Annotated in this window: 17 protein-coding genes; 4 read left to right on the top strand and 13 right to left on the bottom strand. The window is 41.4% G+C overall.

Going from position 1 to position 22,339, the window contains the following annotated elements; all coding sequences use genetic code 11:
- Nucleotides 1-45 precede the first annotated feature (45 nt).
- Genes rsmA through IGI49_RS10455 form a run of 3 tightly spaced genes read right to left on the bottom strand, consistent with a single transcriptional unit; the run spans nt 46 to nt 2,265 of the window.
- Nucleotides 46-933, bottom strand: a complete 888-nt coding sequence (rsmA, locus tag IGI49_RS10445; protein ID WP_429964438.1) for a 16S rRNA (adenine(1518)-N(6)/adenine(1519)-N(6))-dimethyltransferase RsmA — start codon at nt 931-933, stop codon at nt 46-48.
- On the bottom strand, nt 930-1,496 hold the full coding sequence (rnmV, locus tag IGI49_RS10450) for a ribonuclease M5 (protein ID WP_207702855.1): 567 nt from the start codon (nt 1,494-1,496) through the stop codon (nt 930-932). Before rnmV ends, rsmA begins: the two co-directional genes overlap by 4 nt.
- The gene (locus tag IGI49_RS10455; protein WP_429964439.1) at nt 1,489-2,265 is read right to left on the bottom strand and encodes a TatD family hydrolase; all 777 of its coding nucleotides are present in this window, start codon (nt 2,263-2,265) and stop codon (nt 1,489-1,491) included. Before IGI49_RS10455 ends, rnmV begins: the two co-directional genes overlap by 8 nt.
- Nucleotides 2,266-2,548: 283 nt before the next feature.
- On the opposite strand from IGI49_RS10455, the gene IGI49_RS10460 reads away from it, so the two are divergent.
- Nucleotides 2,549-3,163: a hypothetical protein gene (locus IGI49_RS10460; protein WP_429964440.1), complete on the top strand. Its 615-nt coding sequence runs from the start codon at nt 2,549-2,551 to the stop codon at nt 3,161-3,163.
- A gap of 53 nt (nt 3,164-3,216) precedes the next feature.
- On the opposite strand, the gene IGI49_RS10465 is transcribed toward IGI49_RS10460, so the two are convergent.
- Both IGI49_RS10465 and IGI49_RS10470 read right to left on the bottom strand, forming a co-directional pair.
- Nucleotides 3,217-4,593 (bottom strand): MATE family efflux transporter, encoded by a 1,377-nt coding sequence (locus IGI49_RS10465; RefSeq protein ID WP_429964441.1) that lies wholly within the window; start codon nt 4,591-4,593, stop codon nt 3,217-3,219.
- Nucleotides 4,580-5,023 carry a MarR family winged helix-turn-helix transcriptional regulator gene (locus IGI49_RS10470; RefSeq protein WP_429964442.1) on the bottom strand — a complete coding sequence of 148 codons (444 nt, stop codon included), beginning with the start codon at nt 5,021-5,023 and terminating at the stop codon, nt 4,580-4,582. Before IGI49_RS10470 ends, IGI49_RS10465 begins: the two co-directional genes overlap by 14 nt.
- Nucleotides 5,024-5,179: 156 nt before the next feature.
- Here IGI49_RS10470 and IGI49_RS10475 point away from each other — a divergent pair, with 156 nt between their 5' ends.
- Entirely contained in the window at nt 5,180-5,467 is a 288-nt protein-coding gene (locus IGI49_RS10475) for a hypothetical protein (protein WP_207702850.1), read from the top strand.
- A gap of 258 nt (nt 5,468-5,725) precedes the next feature.
- Entirely contained in the window at nt 5,726-6,250 is a 525-nt protein-coding gene (locus tag IGI49_RS10480; RefSeq protein ID WP_429964443.1) for a putative immunity protein, read from the top strand.
- Nucleotides 6,251-6,297: 47 nt separating this feature from the next.
- On the opposite strand, the gene IGI49_RS10485 is transcribed toward IGI49_RS10480, so the two are convergent.
- Both IGI49_RS10485 and IGI49_RS10490 read right to left on the bottom strand, forming a co-directional pair.
- The gene (locus tag IGI49_RS10485) at nt 6,298-7,728 is read right to left on the bottom strand and encodes a 6-phospho-beta-glucosidase (RefSeq protein ID WP_429964444.1); all 1,431 of its coding nucleotides are present in this window, start codon (nt 7,726-7,728) and stop codon (nt 6,298-6,300) included.
- 17 nt (nt 7,729-7,745) lie between these two features.
- Nucleotides 7,746-9,137, bottom strand: coding sequence for a 6-phospho-beta-glucosidase (locus IGI49_RS10490; RefSeq protein ID WP_207702847.1), 1,392 nt, complete (start codon nt 9,135-9,137; stop codon nt 7,746-7,748).
- Nucleotides 9,138-9,363: 226 nt separating this feature from the next.
- On the opposite strand from IGI49_RS10490, the gene IGI49_RS10495 reads away from it, so the two are divergent.
- Nucleotides 9,364-10,281, top strand: a complete 918-nt coding sequence (locus IGI49_RS10495; RefSeq protein WP_207702846.1) for a MurR/RpiR family transcriptional regulator — start codon at nt 9,364-9,366, stop codon at nt 10,279-10,281.
- A gap of 34 nt (nt 10,282-10,315) precedes the next feature.
- Here IGI49_RS10495 and IGI49_RS10500 read toward each other — a convergent pair whose 3' ends face one another.
- From IGI49_RS10500 to IGI49_RS10525, 6 genes are all read right to left on the bottom strand, one after another.
- Nucleotides 10,316-12,217 carry a beta-glucoside-specific PTS transporter subunit IIABC gene (locus IGI49_RS10500; RefSeq protein WP_429964445.1) on the bottom strand — a complete coding sequence of 634 codons (1,902 nt, stop codon included), beginning with the start codon at nt 12,215-12,217 and terminating at the stop codon, nt 10,316-10,318.
- Between the two features lie 14 nt (nt 12,218-12,231).
- Complete coding sequence (gene licT, locus IGI49_RS10505) at nt 12,232-13,077, bottom strand: BglG family transcription antiterminator LicT (protein WP_429964446.1); 846 nt, start codon at nt 13,075-13,077, stop codon at nt 12,232-12,234.
- A 406-nt stretch (nt 13,078-13,483) separates the two neighbouring features.
- Nucleotides 13,484-15,493 carry a methionine--tRNA ligase gene (gene metG, locus IGI49_RS10510; protein WP_429964447.1) on the bottom strand — a complete coding sequence of 670 codons (2,010 nt, stop codon included), beginning with the start codon at nt 15,491-15,493 and terminating at the stop codon, nt 13,484-13,486.
- 79 nt (nt 15,494-15,572) lie between these two features.
- On the bottom strand, nt 15,573-16,742 hold the full coding sequence (locus tag IGI49_RS10515; protein ID WP_429964448.1) for an NAD(P)-dependent malic enzyme: 1,170 nt from the start codon (nt 16,740-16,742) through the stop codon (nt 15,573-15,575).
- A complete protein-coding gene (gene fumC, locus IGI49_RS10520; protein WP_429964449.1) occupies nt 16,739-18,109 on the bottom strand; it encodes a class II fumarate hydratase in 1,371 nt (456 codons plus the stop codon). Before fumC ends, IGI49_RS10515 begins: the two co-directional genes overlap by 4 nt.
- A gap of 228 nt (nt 18,110-18,337) precedes the next feature.
- Entirely contained in the window at nt 18,338-22,264 is a 3,927-nt protein-coding gene (locus tag IGI49_RS10525) for a 5'-nucleotidase C-terminal domain-containing protein (RefSeq protein ID WP_429964450.1), read from the bottom strand.
- Nucleotides 22,265-22,339 lie beyond the last annotated feature (75 nt).

The raw sequence follows: 22,339 nt of genomic DNA on the forward strand, positions 1-22,339 counted from the left end.
GATAGCAGAGCTGCTTCTCGTTTTTAATAAAAAATACGAAAAGAATTATTCTTCTCGTATCGGTTTATTGGCTTCTAGTGCGTTAGAAAGATTCGCGAACTCTTCTAAAGACAAGGTTTCGCCTCTTCGTTTTGGATCAATCCCCGCTTGCTCTAAACTTTTTTCCAACCAGGCACGGCTGATTTCATCTTTACCGTAGCTGTGCAGTAAATTGTTCCAAAGTGTTTTTCGACGCAACGCAAAGGCTGCCTTCGTTAAACGGAAAAATTCTTTTTCATTGGTTACCGTTACTGCTGGCTGTTCCCGACGGACTAAACGCAGAATGGCTGAATCCACATTGGGCTGCGGAATAAAAACCGTTTTAGGAACGATAAAGGCAGTTGTTGCTTCCATATAATATTGCACAGCAATTGTTAAGGAACCGTAAGCCTTGGTTCCTGGTTCAGCTGAAATACGATCTGCCACCTCTCGCTGCATCATTACGACCATTTCATCAACTGGCAATTCTGAATCCAAGAAATGCATCATAATGGGTGTCGTAATGTAGTAAGGCAGATTTGCTACTACTTTAAGCGGTCCAGCCTGATCAAAGTATTTGGCTTCTTGTACTAAGTTTGCTTTCAGGACATCCTGATGAACCACTTTGATATTCTCATACGGGCTTAAGGTATCCGCTAGTACAGAAATCAGGCGATCATCAATTTCAAAGGCTAAAACCTGATGCGCAGCTCTAGCTAAATGTTCGGTGAGCGCTCCAATACCAGGACCGACTTCAATCACGTTGGTTTGCGCATCAATTCCTGCTGTCGTTACAATTTTTTGTAAAATATTCGGCTCAGTCAAAAAATTTTGACCTAAGCTTTTCTTAAATGAAAAGCCGTGCTTTTTTAAAATTTCTTTCGTTCTTGAGGGTGTCGCTATATCTTTATTCACAGAGTCTCCTCGACTTTCTTCATCGCCGCGTGCAATTCTTCTTCCGTAATCCGAAACATGGCTAAACGCTTCTCCAGTTGCTTTGCGTTTGTATAACCGATACGCAGTTCTTCTCCCAAACGTTCTCGTTTATCTCGGGCTTGAGCTCCCGCTATTAAACCATATTCCATCAGGGTTTGTCTAGGTATAATCGTACCTTTTGTTTCGATCGGTGTAACAACCTGCCTCAAAGCCTCAAGGATCGCCTCATCACTGGCATGTTCAACCCCTAAGCTTGCCCCTCGTTTAGCAGGAGCTGCCATTCTGCGCGACAAAAAGGCATGCTTGGCATCGGGGATTTCCGCCATGATCGTTTTTCGAATTTTTTCCCCTGAAAAATCAGGGTCGGTAAAGACAATCACACCACGAGTATCTTGCGCGTGTTCAATTTGTTCCAAAATATCTTGATTAATCGCTGAGCCTCGTGTTTCGATGGTATCTACTTCTCCAAAGACTTCTTTTAATCGTTTGGTATCATCCTTGCCTTCAACGACAATAATTTCTTCAAATGCTGTCTCAGTCATGGGCACCAATCCTAAATAAGCGACGGGCATTTTCGGTTGTCTGCTGCGCAACGTCTGCTAACGATAATTCCCGCAGTTCAGCTATCTTCTCTGCTACGTAACGAGTATACCCAGGTTCATTGCGTTTGCCTCGGTAAGGCATCGGTGCCAAATACGGCGCATCTGTTTCTACTAACAGCTTATCTAAAGGCACTGCCTTGGCAGCCGCTTGAACTTCTGGCGCATTCTTAAAGGTAACAACACCAGAAAATGAAATGTGCATTCCTAAATCTAGGAAACGCTTGGCCCATTCATCATCGCCACTGAAGCTGTGCATAATCCCGCCGATAGAACGGATGTCTTCTTCCTTCAATACGTTGTAAGTATCCTCCAAAGCTTCCCGCGTGTGGATGCTGATAGGCAGGTTCATTTCTTTTGCAATAGCAATTTGACGACGAAAAACCTTGTCTTGTACTTCTTTTGGGTCCTCCATCCAATGATAGTCCAAACCGATTTCACCTAAAGCAACTACCTTTGGCAAGGTTAATTGCTGGATCAGCTTTTCCTCTATCGCTTTTGTATAGCTGCCCGCTTCAGTAGGATGCCAGCCAATAATCGAGTAGATGCCTTCATAGGTTTGGCTAAGCTCTAAGCTTTTTTCAATCGTTGGTGTTTCAAAGCCTACAACAGCCATCTCTGTAACACCAAGCTCTTTAGCTCGCTCTACAGTTTCAGGAATTTCATCTTTAAATTGTTCCGCATTTAAATGTGTGTGTGAATCAAAAAGCATACATACTCGCTCCTTACATTTTATCTATGTCTTGTTATCCAAGTAGTAGTTTCTTGTCCGTTTACCATTTTACTACAATCTTCTAGTAAATGCAGAAATGGCCGATTTCTATAGGTAGTTTTAACTTATGGTGGATAAATCAGTACTCGTGAAGATGATTAACTGGTGCTCAGTCTTTAGTCGGATGTAAGTTGAGCAGAAAGTTTCTATAATGATATAGAATGTCAGTTCGTTCGTTTAGAAACTGGCCATTTATTTCAACTATCTGAATTGGAGGCTTTTTATGCATAATTTTCAACGAGATTATCCAAATGCGGCCAAAGCTTTGAAGCAAAAATTCCCGAAAAAAGCGCCGTTGAGCAGTATCTGGCATTGGGTGGTTTTAGCGATTTTTAGTTTCCTAAGTGTCGCCACGATCCAGAATCAATTATGGACAATCGGCTTATTGATATTAGTCACAGCTTTAATCAAGGGCCCGGGATTAATCATTTGGGGCATCGTTTATTCTTTTCTGGTAAGTCTTTTCCCGCCATTAGGGATTGTTTTGTCAGCAATCTTTTTCTTGTTAAACATTCGTTTGTTAACTAGAAGCTGGCGCGTAAATATGATTACCACACTTTTTTATCTGTATCCGTTAGGTCTTAGTATTTTGCAGCACTTCACTGGATGGAATGAGCATTGGCAAACCGCCTTGCTGCTGGTTCCAGGTCTAATTATTCTGCATGTCAGTCTTACGAAAGTCTACAGGTATCATCCAAATGCTCGACAGGTTGCTTGGACTATTCTGGCTACCCCTTTTGAGCTATTGGCTTTGTTACTGCCAAAACGCTTCAAAAATCGTTTTAAGGGTCCTGACTATCAAAAGAAACCCACTATCCATAAAACGACTCGCTTTTAGATATAGATACACAAAGATCCGCAAGCTTTTTGAGCTTGCGGATCTTTTGTATACTATTCAAAATCCAACTGATCATTCAGCCGGATTTCATGTCTTAATTTTCGCATTGCTAGGACATACAAACTGCCTGTCAGTAAAACAGATACCGCATCAGAAAACGGAGCAGCGTACAAAATTCCTTCTAATCCCCAAACATTAGAGAAAATAAAGATTGCTGGCAGCAGCAGTAAAAATTGACGAGTAAGTGTCAAAATAATTGCGATTGTGGTTTTTCCAGTCGCCTGAAAATAATTTGACGCTACGATTTGAAAACCAATAACTGGCAAACAAGAGAACCAAGCCTGTAGGGCAAAAGAGCTAAAGGACATCAATTCTGGGTCCCGATTAAACATCGAAACCAGCAGCTCAGGAGCTATTCGAGTAACAATCCAGCCAAGAACCACGATCGCTGTAGCAGAAGTAATCGCGATCTTTTGCGCCTGCCAAACTCGCTGAAATTTCTTCGCGCCATGGTTAAAGCTGATAATTGGTTGTGTGCCTTGTACTAAGCCAGTAATAGGCATTAAAAGAATCGTTTGGATGCTGTTGACAATTCCCATACCAGAAACAGCAATATCACCACCATAAGCCGTAAGATTTACGTTTAAAACAACGTTTAACAAACTGTTAGCTAATTGGATAAAGAATGACGGCAATCCCAGTGCAGTTAAGCGAGAGGAGGTTGCCCATTTTAAACGCATATTCCTAACATGAATTTTATGATGACTGCGTTTGCCTAAAAAGTATGCTAAAATCCAAACCATTGAAATAAATTGGGACAAAATTGTTGCAAAAGCTGCACCTGCCATTCCCATATCAAATACATAAATAAACACAGGGTCCAAAACAATATTGACGCCGGCCCCCATAAACATTGTGATCATTGCCAGTTTAGGCTGGCCATCCGCTCGCATAAAATTATTCATGCCTAAACTAACAATTTGGAAAATTGCACCAAAGAAAATGATGCGCATATACTCAATTGAATACGGCAGAACAGTAGCACTCGCACCAAAAAGTGTCAGTACCCGAGTTAAAAACAACTGCCCCAGTAGCATAAACAGCAATCCGCTGATTATTAACAAGCTAAAGGCATTCCCCATCGCCTCTTCCGCTTCTCGCACCTTCTTTTCACCCAAACGAATGGAAAACAAGGTCGCCCCACCTACACCAAACAGCAAACCAATCGCAATCAAAATAATCATAATCGGAAAACCAATGGTAATTCCAGCCAGACCGTTTTGTCCCAGGCTGGGCGCATTACCGATATAAATTCGATCGACCACATTATACAGCGCATTGACAATCATTCCGATAATCGCTGGAATGGAAAACTGAATAATTAATTTTGATACCTTTTCTGTCCCTAACGGATTTTTACTTTCGTCCATTTTTTTCACCCTCGTGTTTTTCTACTTTTTCAACGATCTCCAGCAGGCTGTCATAAATAAACTGCTGCTGCTCTTCGTCAAAATCTTCCAGCAGGAATTGATTCCAAGCCTGCAGCTTTTCGGCAATTGTTTGCTTGATGGCTTCACCTTTAGTGGTAATTGAGACCACATTGCACCGCTTGTCCAGTGTATCTTTTTTCTTGGTGACAAACTCTTTGTTAATTAATGATTGCAGTGTGCGTGTGATCGATGCCTTATCCAGCTGCAGATAGTGGGCAATTTCTTCTTGCGAAATTTCGTTATGTTTATATAAATACATTAAGACTGCTTGTTCACTGGCCGTCAGATCATGCGGTGCCAGTGCGTCATTCAAATAGCCTTGATTTTTTCGGTATAAAATAGAAATTAGACGCCCTAAGCTTTGTACCATGACTTCCCCTCCCTCTTCATACTAGAAATAATTAGTTGCGTTGTCAACTATTTTTTCGTCCATGCAAGCATTAATTTTGTCGCTAAATTGACTATTTGTTACTATAAGGCTGAAGAAGTTCTAATTTATAACTATTATAGGAAGGAAGTGAGTCAAATGATGGCAACCAGAACCCCTTTTTTCAAAACAATCAGTCCCTACAAAGCACCAGAAGAATTATCTTTTTATTGTGCTTCAACGATGGTTAGTACCCATTTAATTACTTCCTATCAAAATACAAATGGTTCTTTGTTTTACATAGCAGAATACTTGTATGGCACTCCTGCCACGATGTGGACGAAACAGGACCTTAAAATCGCCGCAGCTTATTTGAATGCAAAAAATCTCGAACTATACTATCAATTAGATGACAATCACTTTGAAAAAATTACCTTGGACCGCTAACTTTCACCATTGTAAGATTGCGTGGCTATTCCGTAAGTAGTTTCGTCCTGATTCTCTTGGTATAATAAATACAACAAATGAGAACAACAAGTAGGAAATAAAAAATGGATCAAGTCATGGTAACAGTACTAGCAATGGGTGCAATGTTGTTTGTCATTACTCTACGAAAAAAAAGAAGTACAAATAAATAGTGTTAAGACTGGCGAAGCCGGTCTTTTTTGTTATAATAGCCTGTAAAAGATTTTTTGGGAGGCTGACATGAAGCACACGTATTCTTGGAATGAGCATGAACTGACAACGAACAGGCAATTGCCAACCAAACCAAAGATTAAGCTGGCAGATGATCCTGAATTGCGCATGCAGCTGGAAATGACTTTGGAACAACTTCCTCATGCTTTAGTGGCTGAGTGGGCTCTGGAACAAGCATTAGCTTATTTACAATACCTAGATCCTCCACTTCAAAAGGACCCTAGAATTCCTCAGAGTATAAACGTGCTGCAGCAACGAATTAATGGAGAATGCTCTGCTCACGTATTGAGACAAGCAGGTTTTACTGCAAATGAATTAGCACAGGAATCTTCTACTGAACTTAGTAAATATGCTGCCCGTGTCTTTGCCCAAGCAATCGCCAGCGGTCACATGCGAGGACATGCCTTAGTTTCAGCTGATTATGGTATCAAAGTTATGAATATCCTTTTTCCTAAGGATTTGTTGCAGGTTAGGCAGCAAAGAGAAACTCAATTGGCTTTGGCACGTCATTATTTAGCTAGTAAAAAAGAATAGCCTGAGCGCGACAACGGGGGCTGCCGTACTCAGACTATTCGAGCAAACTAGTTGCTTAAATCTTCACCATTTGTTTCAATGACTTTTTTATACCAGTCGAAGGATTTTTTCTTGCTGCGTTTCAACGTGCCGTTTCCTTCATTGTCGCGATCCACATAGATGAAGCCATAGCGTTTCTTCATTTCACCAGTTCCAGCAGAAACTAGATCAATACAACCCCAAGTAGTGTAGCCTAACAAATCTACACCATCTTCGTCTACTGCATCCCGCATCGCTTGAACATGTGCTGCTAAATAGTCAATCCGGTAATCATCTTCCACGTAGCCATTTTCATCTGGAGTATCCACTGCGCCTAATCCATTTTCCACAATAAATAATGGTTTTTGGTAACGATCGTAAATGTCATTCATTGTTATACGCAAGCCAAGCGGATCAATTTGCCAGCCCCATTCACTTGCTTCCAAGTAAGGATTTTTTACTGAAGCAAAGATGTTGCCCTCTGTTTGTTCCAACAACTCTGGATCGGTGGTTGATACCCGAGAAGAATAATAAGAGAAAGAAATAAAGTCGACAGTGTGTGCTTTTAGTAATTCTTTGTCGCCTTCCTCCATTTTGATCTCGATCCCTTTACGTTCCATTTCTTTTAAAGCATACGCTGGGTATTCCCCTCGTGATTGTACATCGATAAAGAAGTAGTTTTCACGATCATCTGAACGAGAAGCCCAAACATCTTCTGGTTTTGGTGAATACGGATAATAGGCACCCGCTGCTAGCATACAACCCACTTGGTTTTCAGGGTCGACTTCATGAGCAATTTTAGTAGCGATTGCTGAGGCTACCAATTCATGATGGGCTGCTTGAAACTTGATTTGTTCAACATCGTCGCCTTCTTCAAAGTAAAGACCTGCGCCCATAAATGGGGCATGCAGAATCATATTGATTTCATTGAAGGTCAACCAGTATTTTACTAAGCCTTTGTAACGCTTGAAGATGACATTACATAGATTCTCATAGAAACCAACTAGCTCACGGCTGCGCCATGCGCCATATTTTTCAACTAGGTGCATCGGGCAATCAAAGTGAGTAATCGTTACTAAAGGTTCAATACCATACTTTTTGCATTCCTTGAACATATTTTCATAGAATTTTAAACCCTCTTCATTTGGCTCTGTTTCATCACCCTTAGGGAAGATCCGACTCCAGGCAATCGATAGACGATAGGTTTTGAAGCCCATTTCTGCAAATAGAGCAATATCCTCTTTGTAATGTGTGTACATATCAATCGATTCTTTTGCTGGATAAAAGTGCTCATCATCAAATTCAAACATTTTCTTTTGACCAGCGATGACTGGAAAACGATCCTTGCCAATTGGCACAACATCTACGTTTGCTAACCCGCGTCCGTCTTTATCATAGCCGCCTTCACATTGATTGGCAGCTGTTGCGCCGCCCCATAAAAAGTCTTTTCTAAATCCCATTAATCAATTCCTGCTTTCTATACTTTTTCTAAGTCTAATTCACGTGCCACTTCATCCTGAACCTCGATGCCTTCTTTTTCCAGGCGTTCGATGGTTTCTTTAAAGTTTGGCAGATGTTCTTTGTGCGCAATAAATAATTCATCCATGATGCGTTGAGCTGTTTTACCCGAGCGAACCATTGGATTGATGGTAAATGCTTGTAAGGCTGTGTTGTAATCACCGGTTACCGCTGCTTCAATGGTTAACAATTCCATTGCTTTCATAACCTGCAGCCAGCCGCGTTCGGCTGTTGGTAATTCGCCAAAGGCAACATTACGGGCCCCTTGTCCACCGATATACGCTGAAACTTCAACCACGCAGTCTGCCGGAAGATCTGGCACTGCACCATCGTTTTTCGTTGAAACGACCAATTGCGTATTTTTGTTCGCGTAGATCGAAGCGATTGATTCACAAGCTGCGTCAGAATAGTAAGCACCGCCGCGTTGACTTAATTGTTCTGGTTTGTAATCTAAGTTTGGATCTTTGTATAATTCAAACAATTCGGTTTCTGTTTTCTTCACCTGTTGGGCACGTGTACCGATCGTCTGGTACTCTTCTAATGCATGAGCAAGAGTTTCTTCTTCTTGGTAATAATAATGATGGTAACCACAAGGAATCATTTGCATTTGTTCTAGAATCTCTCTCGGGAATGGAATATCATGAATATTTTTCGGCATTCCTGTTTCGTCGCCTTCATACATTTTATTGATGATGTCCTGTGTTACATCTTTCCCGTGAGCATCTGTTACCTTATGCCAATGGAAATGATTCAAGCCAGCAAACTTGTAAATCAATTCATCCAGTTGTTTGCCCAACATTTCAGGTTCGATCATCTGTGCCATTACTGGAACATTACATAAACCGATCACTTTATCCCATTTTCCATAACGAACGACCGCTTCAGTCACCATGCCACTTGGGTTAGCGAAGTTAATCAACCACGCATCCGGACATAAGCGTTTCATATCTTCAACAATTTCTAAGATGATTGGCACTGTTCGAAAGGCTTTGAACATCCCGCCTGCTCCATTGGTCTCTTGACCAAGCATGCCATAGTAGGCTGGAATACGTTCGTCCTTAATGCGGGCTTCTAGTAACCCAACCCGAAATTGAGTGGTTACAAAATCGGCATCCTTCAACGCTTCTTCACGATTCAAGGTCATATAAATTTTTACATCGTAAGGTGAAGCATCCCACATCCGTTGCGCCATTTTGCCAACAATGTCCAATTTTTCTTTTCCAGCTTCAATATCAACTAACCAAATCTCACGAATGGGTAATTCATCATAGCGTTTGATAAAACCTTCCATTAATTCCGGAGTATAGCTGCTTCCTCCACCGATAGTCGCAATTTTAACACCTTGAGTCATTGAATCGTCTCCCTTGTTTTTATTTACAATATCATTATCAGATATGTAAACCTGTTGTTCAATAGTAAACGCTTTGATTGCATCTGCGTTTACAAAAATTCACGAATTAGTCGATACATTTGTAAATATCGTTTCTGTTTCAAGGGATGAAAATCCATAACCCTATTCAAACGATTTTTTTTCATTTACAATAAGACTAATTATATTGTAAAAAGAGGTGTCTTCCATGTTAATTAGTGAAAAAATGAAGCAAACTGACTTTTCAGCTGCTGAATCAGCTTTGGTCGCTTATATCTTAGATAAAGGAATTGCCATTGATGAATTGACGATTAAAGAAATCGCTCAGGCAACATTCGTTCATCCTTCAACCTTAATTCGTGTGTCAAAAAAACTTGGCTTCGCCGGTTGGGTGGAGCTGAAGACTGCTCTTCTAGAGGAACAAACCTATCTGCAAACCTATTTTGATACAGTCGATGCCAATCTGCCGTTTGATTCAATGGATGGCGTAATGACCATTGCCAACAAAATTGCTACGTTGGAGCGAACGACCCTTGATGATACCTTGAGTCTATTGAATCACGATAATTTGCAGGCAGCGAAACAGTTGGTGTTAAAGGCCAACCAGATCAAAGTTTTTGGCAGCAATGCTAATACTTTAATTTCACAAGACTTCGCTTTAAAAATGCGTCGTATCGGTAAGAACGTTACTCCTTGCCAAACCCTTTATGAGACTGCCTATGAGGCGTATAACTGCCAGCCGAATGATTGCTGTATTCTTATCTCCTATACGGGAGAAAATGAAATGATTCTACAAACTGCTGAAATTTTAAAACAGGGCAACATTCCATTTATCGGACTAACCAGTATTGGAGATAATACGTTGGCGAAACTAAGTAATACCACGCTGCGTTTAACGACACGCGAACGACTCTATTCAAAAATCGGCAACTTTACCATCAATACCTCAATTTCCTATTTGCTGGATGTTTTGTACAGCTGTATTTTTGCTGAAGAGTATTCTCACAACCTTAACCATTTAATTGCTATTGGAGAAACCGTCGATACACGAAAGACAAGTTCTGAAATCATGGAGGAATCGCCGGAATTCCGTTTGCAATTTTCGGAATCATTTCGTCCGAATTAAAAAAGGAGGAAAACTTCCTCCTTTTTTATTTATTTTAAGCTAATGCTGTAAGAATCTCGTCTTCTCCAGATACCTCTTTTTGCTCACAATCCAAAATATCTAAATAGTCTGCTGCATTGGTCACAATAATCGGTGTTTCTACACTGTAACCAGCTGAGATGATTGCCTCTAGGTCAAAGCTTACCAACTTGTCGCCACGTTTAACTTTGTCACCTTGAGCAACATGTGCTGTAAAATATTTTCCATCTAATTGAACCGTGTCTAAGCCAATGTGGATCAACAATTCCAATCCATTATCCGAAACTAACCCGATTGCATGTTTTGTTGGAAATAGAGTCATGACTGTTCCGTCAAATGGTGCAACAACTTCACCTTTTGTTGGATGGATTACTACCCCTTTACCTAATACACCTTGAGCAAAAGCTTGGTCTTTAGCCGTTGATAAAGGCATAACTGATCCTTCAATCGGTGAAGAAACATTTTCTTTACGAGTGGTCATCATTGGTTGTTCTTCTTTAATTTCTTCTACGGCAGTATCGTCTTTCCAGAAGAAGAAGGTCAATGCAAAGCCAGCTACTGAAGCAATAACAATTGCGATCAACGAATAATACATACCACTCATACTTCCTGTTTGAGCATCAATAAACGTTGGAATTGCGAAAACCCCTAATGGCCCAACCGTATTTTGTGTAGATCCCATCGCTGCTAGGAAAGCACCACTCAGTGCACCACCAACCATTGAATAAATGAATGGACGTTTTTTCGGAAGAGACAAGCCATAGATTGCAGGTTCAGTTACACCGCAGATTCCTGAAACAACGGCTGGAATACAAAGCTCTTTTAATTTTTTATCTTTTAGTTTGAAATACATTGCAAACACAACAGCTGTTTGCGCGAAGCTCGCACCAAATGTTGCCACCAAAGCAGTCGCATAGCCCATGTCTCCTAATTGGATAATGGCGATTGGAACAACACTCCAGTGCAAACCGAAAATAACTAATACTTGCCAGAATGCACCTAGAACTAAACCAAACAATATTGGTGAGAAATTCATTAATGCATCGAAACTTGTACTCAAAATACCTGTTAGTGAGCTGATGATTGGACCAACTACTAAAAAGCCTAATGGCAGTGCGATCACTAATACGAAAAACGGAACGAAGAAACTCTGAATCACTTCTGGTAAAACTTTTTTAGCAACCTTTTGAACTTTGCTTCCCACCCAAACGATCAAGATTGCTGGAACGACCGAACTTGTATAGTTGTTTGCAATCAATGGAAGCCCCAAAAACGTTGTATATACTGGACTAGCAAACATTGTTCCTTCAAACAGTATACGGATCGGCTCTCCAGCTTCGCTTAATGTAGCCAGCTGCAAAGCAGGGTAACACATAGCTGCACCGATTGCCATTCCCACATATTGATTCATATTGAATTTTTTTGCGGCTGCTGCAGCTACTGCCACAGGCATCAAATAAAACAAGCCATCTCCGACTGCATTCAGGACCATATGGGTTCCTCCCAATGGGTCCAAGACGTTCATTGCTAGAAGTAAAGAAACAAGTCCTTTTAACATCCCACATGCTGCTAATGCGCCTAGGAAAGGCTGAAATACAGAACTAATGATGTCAATCAAGCGATTAAAAATGTTTTGCTTTTCGCCGTCTTCAGTGACTGTTGCTTGGCTTAAGTTTGCTACCTCTGAGACATCTGCGTATACCTCTGGCACATGGTTTCCGATAACCACTTGATACTGACCGCCACTTTTCATGACTGTAACTACGCCGTCCATGTTTTTTAGAATCTCATCATTTGCCTTACTTTCATCCTTTAATTTAAAACGCAACCGTGTAATACAATGGGTCAAGCTGTTGATATTTTCTTTTCCGCCAACATTTGCGACGATCTTCTCTGCTAAATCATGGTATTTTCCCATGAGGTATTCCTCCCTTATGTTGTGTCGACCTTCTGAACGAGTCGAGCAATATGAATCGTTAAGTATAATTTCTCATCATTTGACATTGGATAATGGTATTTTTTCTGAATAAATTCTGCGATTTTTTCGACACATTGATAGGCGTTCTTATATTTCTTTTGAATGATCAACAGCAATTCATCATCGGTCTCATCACTCAACTGATTGTTGCTCATGATACGAGAAGCAAAGAATCGTAGATGGGTTGTGAATCGATAAAAGTAGACCGAGTCTTCTTCAAACTGAACTTTAAAATAATAGCTGGTAATCTGGATAATCTCTTGCATCAATTCGGTTAGTTCATATACGTTCTCATTGTCAGCTTCGGTTTGAGCATTGACGAGGTGTAAAGCAATGTTTCCGGCTTCATCTTCTCCTAAATCAATCCGATATTTCTTTTCAATCTCAGCAACCGCTTTCTTCCCAATAGCAAACTCTTCCGGGAAAAAACGTTTGATATCCCATAAAAGTAAATTGCGAATGCGGACGCCAGATTTTACTCGTTGAATCGCTGAATACAAGTGATCAGTAATTGAAACATAGAGTAGATCGCTCAATGGATCTTTTAAAACTTTTTTTGCTTCTTCAATAATGTCATTGGCCAATTCTAAATAAGTTACCGGAACGTCTTCCAATAATTCTTGCAGCTTTTGAGATAATTCATGGTTTGCTAAACGGTATTTCTTATCAATACATTCTTCTGAAATCTCATCCCCCACTTTTTTTTGAAAGGCTAGACCCCGGCCCATTACCACACTTTCGTTATTTTTAGAATCTGTGGCAATTACAACGTTGTTATTCAAGATCTTCTGGATCTGCATGTAAAGCTTCCCCCGTTCTACGCTGTACGTTGCAGAGAAATTTAGTAGCTTTTAAATTTTTCTCTCACTAAAATGATAGAGTTTTAAGTAATTGATGTCAATCTGATTTCCGATAATCAGTGTTCTTTTTTCACCTCCTGGAGAACAACAAAAAAACCCAATGAGCGTACGACAAATAAACTTTGTCTTACGTCATCAGGTTTAGCTTGTATTTAAACAATCACTATCCATCAGTGGTCTATTTAATTCATATTCATCTTAGCAAAGAGAGAAAACGCTGTCAACATTTTTTTGAAATTTTTTTCCGGTTGATTATCCATGGAAAGCATTGCCTTAGGTTTGACTTGTTTTTCAACAGAAAGAAAAAGGCTTGAAATCTTGGAGATTTCAAGCCTTTTTGACTGTATTATCCAACAATAGAGCCATTCGGCATATCTTTCGGCGCCTCAACCACTTTCAAGCTGCCGTCAGGTGTTTCTGCTGACAAAATCATCCCTTGACTGATTTCGCCACGCATTTTACGAGGCTTCAGATTAGCAACGATAACCAGTTTTTTACCAATTAACGAAGCAGGGTCAGCATAGAATTCAGCAATCCCTGAAAGAATCTGGCGGTCTTGTTTATCACCCGCATCTAAACGGAATTGAAGCAGCTTATCAGCTCCCTCGACCTTCTTACAGTCGATGACTTCAGCAACCTTCAATTCAACTTTATCAAAGACATCAAACTTAATTTCCTTGTCTTTGACTGAAACCAATTCAGTCTCTTCTGGGTTCCATTTGATAGCTTCTTCTTCCGGCTGACTGCCTTCAGACATTTTTTGTTTAATATAGGCAACTTCTTCTTCCATATCTAACCGTGGGAAGATTGGTTTGCCCTTAGGAATGACTTTGGTGTCTTCAGGGAATTCGCCAAAGTGAATTTTCTCTAACTGCATACTGTCAGGGTTTAACCCTAACTGTTCAAAAATTTTCTTCGGTGTTTGTGTCATAATTGGCTGTAACAAAATGGCAACAATTCGTAAGCTTTCAGCTAAATGAACCATCACACTGTCCAGCTCTTCTTTTTTCTCTTCGTCTTTGGCTAAAATCCAAGGCTCAGTTTCGTCAATGTACTTGTTGGCACGAGAGATTAATACCCAAATCTCAGCCAAGGCAGTATTGAATTCCATTTTTTCCATGGATTCACGATAGCGACTAACAACATTCGCAGCAGTTGTTGATAATTCACTGTCAAATGGCGTCACTAAGGATTTGTATTTCGGTACAACACCCTCACAATACTTATTAATCATCGCAACCGTTCGGTTCAATAGGTTGCCAAGATCATTGGCTAGATCGTAATTTACCCGTGAGACAAAATCTTCTGGGGTAAAGACGCCGTCCGAACCAAATGGTACCGCCCGCAGCAAATAGTAACGCAAAGCATCTAAGCCGTAGCGTTCTACCAACATTTCTGGATAAACAACGTTGCCTTTAGATTTAGACATTTTACCGTCCTTCATCATTAACCAACCATGACCAAAAATTTTCTTAGGTAATGGCAAGTCTAAGGCCATCAGCATAATTGGCCAATAAATCGTGTGGAAACGAACAATTTCTTTTCCTACCATGTGAACATCTGCCGGCCAATATTTCTGGAAGAGGCTGTCATCTTCTGAACCATAGCCTAGAGCAGTAATATAGTTCGATAATGCATCAATCCACACGTAAACCACATGCTCTGGATTGGCATTTACCGGAATCCCCCATGAGAAGGTTGTCCGCGAAACCGCTAAATCCTCCAAGCCTGGCTTGATGAAATTGTTAATCATTTCGTTTTTACGAGACTCCGGCTGAATAAATTCAGGATGCTCTTCGTAATAATTCAGCAGGCGATCCGCATATTTGCTCATCCGGAAGAAATAAGACTCCTCACGAACCAATTCAACTTCGTGTCCGCTTGGCGCTTTCCCGCCAATGACTTTGCCTTCTTCATCACGATAAGCTTCATCTAATTGTGTTTCAGTGAAGTATTCTTCATCCGAGACTGAATACCAGCCTTCGTACTCACCAAGATAAATGTCTCCTTGATCTAACAGCTGATCAAAAATCTTTTTAACCCCTGCTTGATGATAGTCATCCGTTGTACGAATGAATTTATCGTAACTAATATCTAGGGTTTTCCATAGTTTAGTAATGTCTCCGGCCATTTTATCTACGTACTCTTTCGGTTCAACGCCTAATTCTTCGGCTTTTTTCTCGATTTTTTGACCGTGCTCATCTACACCCGTCAAATAGAATACGTCGTAGCCCATCAAACGCTTGTATCGAGCTACTGCGTCACAGGCAATCGTCGTATACGAATTTCCAATGTGCAACTTACCGCTTGGATAATAGATCGGCGTTGTGATATAAAATGTTTCTTTTTCTGCCATGAGGCTCCTCCTTTGATCACAAATCGTTCCTTGCTAGTATACCACAATTTCTATTTACAGTAGGAGGTTTTTACTGTTACTACCGTATTACACCATCTTTAACAGCCGCCTCAGCCACCTTAAGAGTGATCGCTTCAACTACCTGTTTATCAAAAACTGATGGAATGATGAAATCGCTGGTCAAGCGTTCTTCATCAATGGAATCAGCAATGGCATGAGCCGCTGCTAATTGCATGTTCGGGGTGATCTTTTTCGCTTCAGCAGTAAACGCTCCTCTGAAAATCCCTGGAAAGGCTAGGACATTATTGATTTGGTTCGGAAAGTCCGAACGGCCAGTTCCTACAATCGCTGCCCCTCCAGCAATAGCCTCATCATAAGTAATTTCGGGATCAGGATTAGCCATCGAAAAGATAATACTGCCTTGATTCATGGAGGCGACCATTTCCTTAGTCACCAAATTAGGTGCCGACACCCCAATAAAGACATCTGCTCCCTCAAAGGCTTCAGCCATCGTTCCGGTAAAATTCTTCGGCTGAATCAAAGCTAAAATCTCTTCTTCTACAAAGGTAGCATCCTTCATTCCTTCATGTAAGGCACCAAATTTATTGAAGGCAGTGATCTGCTTAATCCCAAAATGAACCAGCATATGGATAATCGCACTACCTGCAGCACCAGTTCCAGAAACAACCACCTTCAAGTCTTCCGGCTGTTTCTTCACCAGCTTCAAGGAATTAATTAGAGCAGCAGTAACAGTTACTGCTGTTCCATGCTGGTCATCATGAAAGACAGGAATATCCAAGGCTTCAATTAGCGCCCGTTCAATTTCGACACAGCGAGGGGCGCTGATATCCTCTAAATTGATTCCCCCAAAGGTGGGTGCCATCGCTTTAACAATTTGGATGATCTCTTGTGGATCCTTGGTATCCAAACAAATGGGCACGGCATCAATATCAGCGAATTCCTTAAACAGCAAAGCCTTGCCTTCCATTACCGGCAAAGCAGCCTCTGGTCCGATATCTCCTAAACCTAAAACAGCAGTTCCATCGGTAACAACAGCCACTGTATTGCCCTTCCAAGTATAGTCATACGCTTTGCTAACATCCTTTTGAATTTCGCGGCAAGGCTCAGCCACGCCAGGTGTGTACGCTAAGGATAAATCATGACGATCTACTACTTTCGCCTTTGCTGCAACCCCAATTTTTCCCCGCCATTTTTTATGGACTTCTAAAGCCTCTTCATAAATGTTCATCTGTTTTCTCCAATCATTTTTTTGGGAAGTACCCACTGATCATATTCTTCTTCAGTAACATAGCCGAGTGCCAGCGCAGCCTCCTTCAAGGTAGTTCCTTCATTGAAAGCCTTCTTGGCAATTTCTGCCCCTTTATCATAACCAATGTGGCTGTTTAAAGCCGTTACCAGCATTAACGAATTGGAAAGCAATTCTGCCATCCGTTCTTTATTCACGGTGATTCCGACTAAGCAGTGTTCGGTAAAAGATTCTAGCGCATCACTTAATAAGCGAATACTCTGCAAAAGATCAAAGACTATTACCGGTAAATAAACGTTCAATTCAAAATTCCCCTGTGAAGCAGCAATCCCAATAACGGCGTCATTCCCCATCACTTGTATAGCAACCATTGACAAAGCTTCACATTGGGTTGGATTCACTTTACCGGGCATAATTGAACTGCCAGGTTCGTTAGCAGGAATCGAGATTTCTCCCAAGCCACTGCGAGGACCGCTAGCCAGCCACCGAACATCGTTGGCCATTTTCATGCAATTTGCTGCGAGTGCCTTCAAAGCACCACTGACAAATACAACTGCATCACGATTCGCTAAGGCATGGAATTTATTTTCTTCACCAATAAAATAAATCCCAGTTTCCACATGCAACGCTTCTAAGAAGGCTTCCTCATAAGCTGGTGAAGCATTTAGACCCGTTCCAACAGCGGTTCCGCCAATTGCCAGCTGCTTTAATTCAGCTAGACTTTCAATCAACATTTTGCGGTTACGTTCCAAACCAACCCGCCAGCCGCTGATTTCCTGAGCGAAAGTAACCGGCGTCGCATCCTGCAAATGCGTGCGACCGATCTTAATAACTTCACGATTCGCCTCTTCTAGCTCCTTTAGCGCAGCTACGGTCTTTTCAATCATTGGCAGCAGTTTTTTTTCAATTGATAAGGTACCTGCCACATGAATAGCGGTAGGAAAGACATCATTGGAGCTTTGTGACATGTTTACATCATCATTCGGATGGATCTGTAATGTGCTGTCACTAGCTAAATGAGCAATCACCTCATTCGCGTTCATATTGCTTTGCGTTCCACTGCCTGTTTGCCAAACAACTAAAGGAAACGCATCCCAGCGTTGTTCTTTCAACAATTGATCCGCTGCTGTTTTAATCGCTTCTGCTTTTTCATTGGATAATTTACCGGTGACCTGATTAGCAGCAGCCGCAGTTTTTTTGACTAATACGAGGGCCTCCAGCAATTCAGGCGGCATTTTTTCGCCTCCGATTTTGAAATTTTGACGGCTGCGTTCAGTCTGTGCTCCCCATAACGCATCCACCGGTACGTCAATTTCTCCCATTGAATCTCGTTCTATTCGTGTTCGCATTAATTCCATTGCTCCTTTGACTTTTTTTCAATTATCACCTATTTCTGGTATTTTTGATAGTTTTCCTTGCAAAAAAGACCCAAAACCTTTGGGAAAGTTCGGGTCTAGGAACATTGAAAAACAACTGAAGACTATTCTTCAAAATTCATTTGCTGCTTTTACTTCATTAGTGATCAAAAAAGAGAAGAACTCTCTATAACGAGTATTTTCTTCTCTTAGACGAACCGCTTACGACGCTTTTCTCTTATTGTACCAAATCCAGGTACCTGCGGATCCAGCAACAACCAGTAATCCTGCAAAACCATATGCAGCAACTTTTTCACCCGTACTAGGGTATTGCTTTTTAGTGCTGACTGGCTGTGCAGTTTGAGTAATCACACCTGTTTGGTTTGCTTTACCGTCAGTCCCCGTTTTCCCATCAGTTCCAACGCCAGCTTTTCCTGGATCTCCCTGGTCGCCTTTATCCCCCTTTTGGCCATTCTGACCGTTCTGTCCATTTTCGCCATCTTTTCCATCTTCGCCGTCTTTGCCCGGCTCTGGTGCTGGTTTGTTCAGTTCATTAAACTTGGCTTCTGACATTGGGATAATCCGATCCTGAGACAGCTCAACTTGATAATCATTTAGGTCAACATTGTTTTCATCCAATATTCTTAATTTAGTTGCACTTTGCAAGTAATTAATTAGAATACTATCTAAGGAAGGACCCTCTTCTCTCGATCCACCTAACATATCATAGCCGTCTCCACCTGCGGCAAGGAAATCATTCGTTGCCATGTTGTAGGTTTTCTTACTGTCGAGTTTCTCAAATTCTTGCGTTTTGCGATTGTAAATCTCAATTTGAAGAACTCGCTCTCCCGCTGAGGCATCGGTGGAAGCTTTTTTATTGGAATCATAATAGAATTTCACTGATTTAGAAATATGCAGGAATCCGCCATTGGCACCTAGTAATGGCTGCCCTGCTTCATCTGTAATAACATTTCCATCAGCATCCTTTTGTGCCTCTGAACGAACAGAGTATTCAAACATTTCTTTTATTTGCGAACCTTCGACCTTAATTTGAGAAATACTATTTCCAAAAGGTAGGACTGCAATAATATCTCCTCTAGTAATCGGCCCTGCTTCAATATTTTCACGAATTCCGCCACCATTCATCATGGCAAAATCCGTTGGTTCGCTAAAGCCTTCTTGTCCATAAGCCCACATGGCATCCCCGATTAAATTGCCTAAGTTGGTTTCGCGAGTACGAACATTTTCCCGTTGTCCATTGAAGAAAATCGTATTATTTGGAATCAGTACTTCACTGTTTGCGACATCGAATTCATCTTTAGCAGCTTGAACTAAAGCAGCAACTGCCGCATTCGGTTCATAACTGCTTAAGCTAGCGTATGAATGTAAAACAGCCGTACTTTTTTCGGGATCTGCTACGTCCACTGTTACTTCTCCTACATTGTTCAAATAATTCCCGGTTTGAGCATAAAGAACCTTGCCAAAACGTTGTTCACTTTCGGTGTGAGAGTGTCCATCTAAAAAGACAATATTTTTATCCGTGTAGGCCTTGTCTAACTCTTTTGCTACATAATCACCACGCCATTTTGTTGGAGTCGTTTCATCAATTCCTAAATGACCTGCTACAACAAAGACATCAATTCCTTGACTATCCAAGCGGTCGATCTCTGCCATCGCTGTTTTTAGTGGATCATCAAAGGTTACTCCTTCTACATTTTTCGGATGAGTTTTCACTGCTGTTTCAGGCGTGGTTAACCCGATAATAGCAAATTTTTGACCATTTCTTTCAACCACTGTCGAAGCTTCAAAGGCTGGCTTTCCATCCTTATAAGTATTGGCTGAAAGGATTGGGAAATTCAACAAATCCTTGTATTCCATTGCTACGTCATAGCCAAAATCAAATTCGTGGTTTCCTACCACCATCGCATCATAGCCAACTTCATTCAGAACCTTAGCCATTTGACGACCCTCAGAATAATTAGAAATCGGCAACCCTTGGAAAACATCGCCGACATCAATCATCAAGGTCGGTGCAAGCGACTCTTTGGCTGTTTTCAGCTTAGCCATTCCTAAAGTTTTGTTTCCAGCATTTTCTTCCAAACGGCCATGAACATCATTGGTGTGCATGATCGTTACCGGCTGAGAAGCCCCCTCTGCTGCCAATGCCTCACGAATATCTGCTTTAGTAATCGGAACGACATTCGGTGTACGTCCGTCTGCGGATGATTTGATTGTAAGTTTGCCTTCATCTACCAACCGCTTGGCCAGATCTCGCCAGTTTTGTTCAAAGTTGGTTCCTACAACTTCCCAGTTATCCTCTAATTCTTTGGCTGGATCAATCGTTCCTTTGTCTTTGATATATTCAACAATTAGGCCTCGCAAGGTTTGAGGATCGGTATTCAGGAGTAAACTATCTGGAGCCAAAATACCTGAGCCAACTAACCCTTCATAGCGATAGTTATTAATGGCAATCGTAAATTCTTTGGCTGGATCCACAGGTTGACCGCCGATGGTTGCTGTCACTCGCTCACCCACGGGCTTTGAAACATCAATCACGTAATCAACACCTGAAAATATATCGTAATTGTACACACGAATTTCTGGATTAAAGCTTAATGTAACATCTCCCGGCTTTGGTGCATTGTAATAAGCCGCTTGATTTTCCATGTATTTCAGCAGGTTTTCGCCAGTAATTTTGGCCTTAACCAAGGTGTTGGGATACTTGTAGATATCAAAAACATTGGAATAGGTCAAGTCACCTGCAGGCAGCTTGCTGTCTGCTTTAAACAAGGCTGAGGCTGATAAATCAGCACCAGTAACAGAACGCTGAACATTATTAATTAAGGAAATCATTGCTGTTGGCTGCAGCTGTGCCTCTGGAATGCCTTTGATCTCTTCTTTTGGCAAGAAATCACCCGTAGCTTTACCGATAACAGCATCAATAAATTCTTTGGTCTTGTTATGATATTCATCCGTTTCTGCCTTCAGCTGAGTGTCTGCTGGGTATTTGGTGGTATCAACAATTTGTGAAGCTGAGTTTTTGACGACCCACTGCTCGTCTTCCTTTGCCACATCCAAATCAATTCGCATCATTTGTGTGCCAGTATCCTTAGGTCCAGCAATTGGAATTTGCTTACCATCTACGCCAGTGACGGTCTCTGCAAATGAGCGATGATCGTGTCCCAGCAAATAAGCATCAATCCCACGAACATTGTTAATTACGGTATCAGCAGCTGCAGCTGGATCGTCGTCCTGTCTTCCCGCATGGATTGAAGCTACGATGACATCGGCACCTTTTCCTTCCAGTTCTCGAACTGCCTTCTCAGCTCCGTCCTTTAGCGCGGCGAATTCTAGACTAGCAACCTTATCTCCATCCCACTGAGGAATATGCGGAGTAGTTAACCCAATAACCCCTACCTTTATATCCGGTGTGCTATCGCCATCTAAATCTAATTCCTTTACGATTGTACTGCCAACAAAATTGCTGCCGTCAGCCTTCTTATAGGTATTCGCCGATAAAATTGGGAAGCTTGCTTCCGACTTAATTTTTTCAATTAATGGCAGGCCAAAGTTGAATTCATGATTTCCTAAAACCATTGCATCGTATTTCATGTAATTCATGGCCTTAATCATCGGGTGTGCCTTGTCTTTATAACCTTCCCTGGTGTTATACAGGTCATCCGTTAAAATCGTTCCCTGAATCATGTCTCCGTTATCAATCAGGACCGTTCCATTTTCGTTTTGGCTGCGGGCGGCTTGCACTGCGCTGCTCACTTGAGCCAGACCTACTGGCGTCTCCTTATTATCCTCATAAGAATAATTCCACAGCTGTCCATGGACATCACTCGTACCTAAAATAGTTAATTTTTTAGTGCCTGTATCAGCAGCTGCTCGCGAAGTGATTTCTTTTTCGCTAGAGGCTGTTGTTTGCTCCGGCGCATTGCCGACTGTTTGACTCGTTTTTGTTGCTGACTCTGCTGTTCCTTTTTCCTTAGAAGAGCTAGCCGTCGTTTGCTTTATTTCAGACGAAGCCTGCGAAGACGTCTCTTCTGCCAAGCCTATTATTGGTGCAGCTGTCCCCATCAGCAGCCCCGTTACTAAAGCAATATGCCACACCTTTATAAACCGCTTCCATTTTTGCTTTTTCATTTTTTTCCTCCTTCAAAGAAATGTACTTTTAGTTTATCAGGTGACGTATGGCAGGACTAGTTTTTTTGTTGATTT

This window comes from Enterococcus sp. AZ071 (genome assembly GCF_050499065.1).
Taxonomy (GTDB): Bacteria; Bacillota; Bacilli; order Lactobacillales; family Enterococcaceae; genus Enterococcus_A; species Enterococcus_A ferrettii.

What these genes read in the sequence shown, in the direction of transcription:
- rnmV (WP_207702855.1), bottom strand. Translation starts at nt 1,496, where the DNA reads ATGACTGAGACAGCATTTGAAGAAATTATTGTCGTTGAAGGCAAGGAT.
- IGI49_RS10455 (WP_429964439.1), bottom strand. Translation starts at nt 2,265, where the DNA reads ATGCTTTTTGATTCACACACACATTTAAATGCGGAACAATTTAAAGAT.
- IGI49_RS10460 (WP_429964440.1), top strand. Translation starts at nt 2,549, where the DNA reads ATGCATAATTTTCAACGAGATTATCCAAATGCGGCCAAAGCTTTGAAG.
- IGI49_RS10465 (WP_429964441.1), bottom strand. Translation starts at nt 4,593, where the DNA reads ATGGACGAAAGTAAAAATCCGTTAGGGACAGAAAAGGTATCAAAATTA.
- IGI49_RS10470 (WP_429964442.1), bottom strand. Translation starts at nt 5,023, where the DNA reads ATGGTACAAAGCTTAGGGCGTCTAATTTCTATTTTATACCGAAAAAAT.
- IGI49_RS10475 (WP_207702850.1), top strand. Translation starts at nt 5,180, where the DNA reads ATGATGGCAACCAGAACCCCTTTTTTCAAAACAATCAGTCCCTACAAA.
- IGI49_RS10480 (WP_429964443.1), top strand. Translation starts at nt 5,726, where the DNA reads ATGAAGCACACGTATTCTTGGAATGAGCATGAACTGACAACGAACAGG.
- IGI49_RS10485 (WP_429964444.1), bottom strand. Translation starts at nt 7,728, where the DNA reads ATGGGATTTAGAAAAGACTTTTTATGGGGCGGCGCAACAGCTGCCAAT.
- IGI49_RS10490 (WP_207702847.1), bottom strand. Translation starts at nt 9,137, where the DNA reads ATGACTCAAGGTGTTAAAATTGCGACTATCGGTGGAGGAAGCAGCTAT.
- IGI49_RS10495 (WP_207702846.1), top strand. Translation starts at nt 9,364, where the DNA reads ATGTTAATTAGTGAAAAAATGAAGCAAACTGACTTTTCAGCTGCTGAA.
- IGI49_RS10500 (WP_429964445.1), bottom strand. Translation starts at nt 12,217, where the DNA reads ATGGGAAAATACCATGATTTAGCAGAGAAGATCGTCGCAAATGTTGGC.
- licT (WP_429964446.1), bottom strand. Translation starts at nt 13,077, where the DNA reads ATGCAGATCCAGAAGATCTTGAATAACAACGTTGTAATTGCCACAGAT.
- metG (WP_429964447.1), bottom strand. Translation starts at nt 15,493, where the DNA reads ATGGCAGAAAAAGAAACATTTTATATCACAACGCCGATCTATTATCCA.
- IGI49_RS10515 (WP_429964448.1), bottom strand. Translation starts at nt 16,742, where the DNA reads ATGAACATTTATGAAGAGGCTTTAGAAGTCCATAAAAAATGGCGGGGA.
- fumC (WP_429964449.1), bottom strand. Translation starts at nt 18,109, where the DNA reads ATGCGAACACGAATAGAACGAGATTCAATGGGAGAAATTGACGTACCG.
- IGI49_RS10525 (WP_429964450.1), bottom strand. Translation starts at nt 22,264, where the DNA reads ATGAAAAAGCAAAAATGGAAGCGGTTTATAAAGGTGTGGCATATTGCT.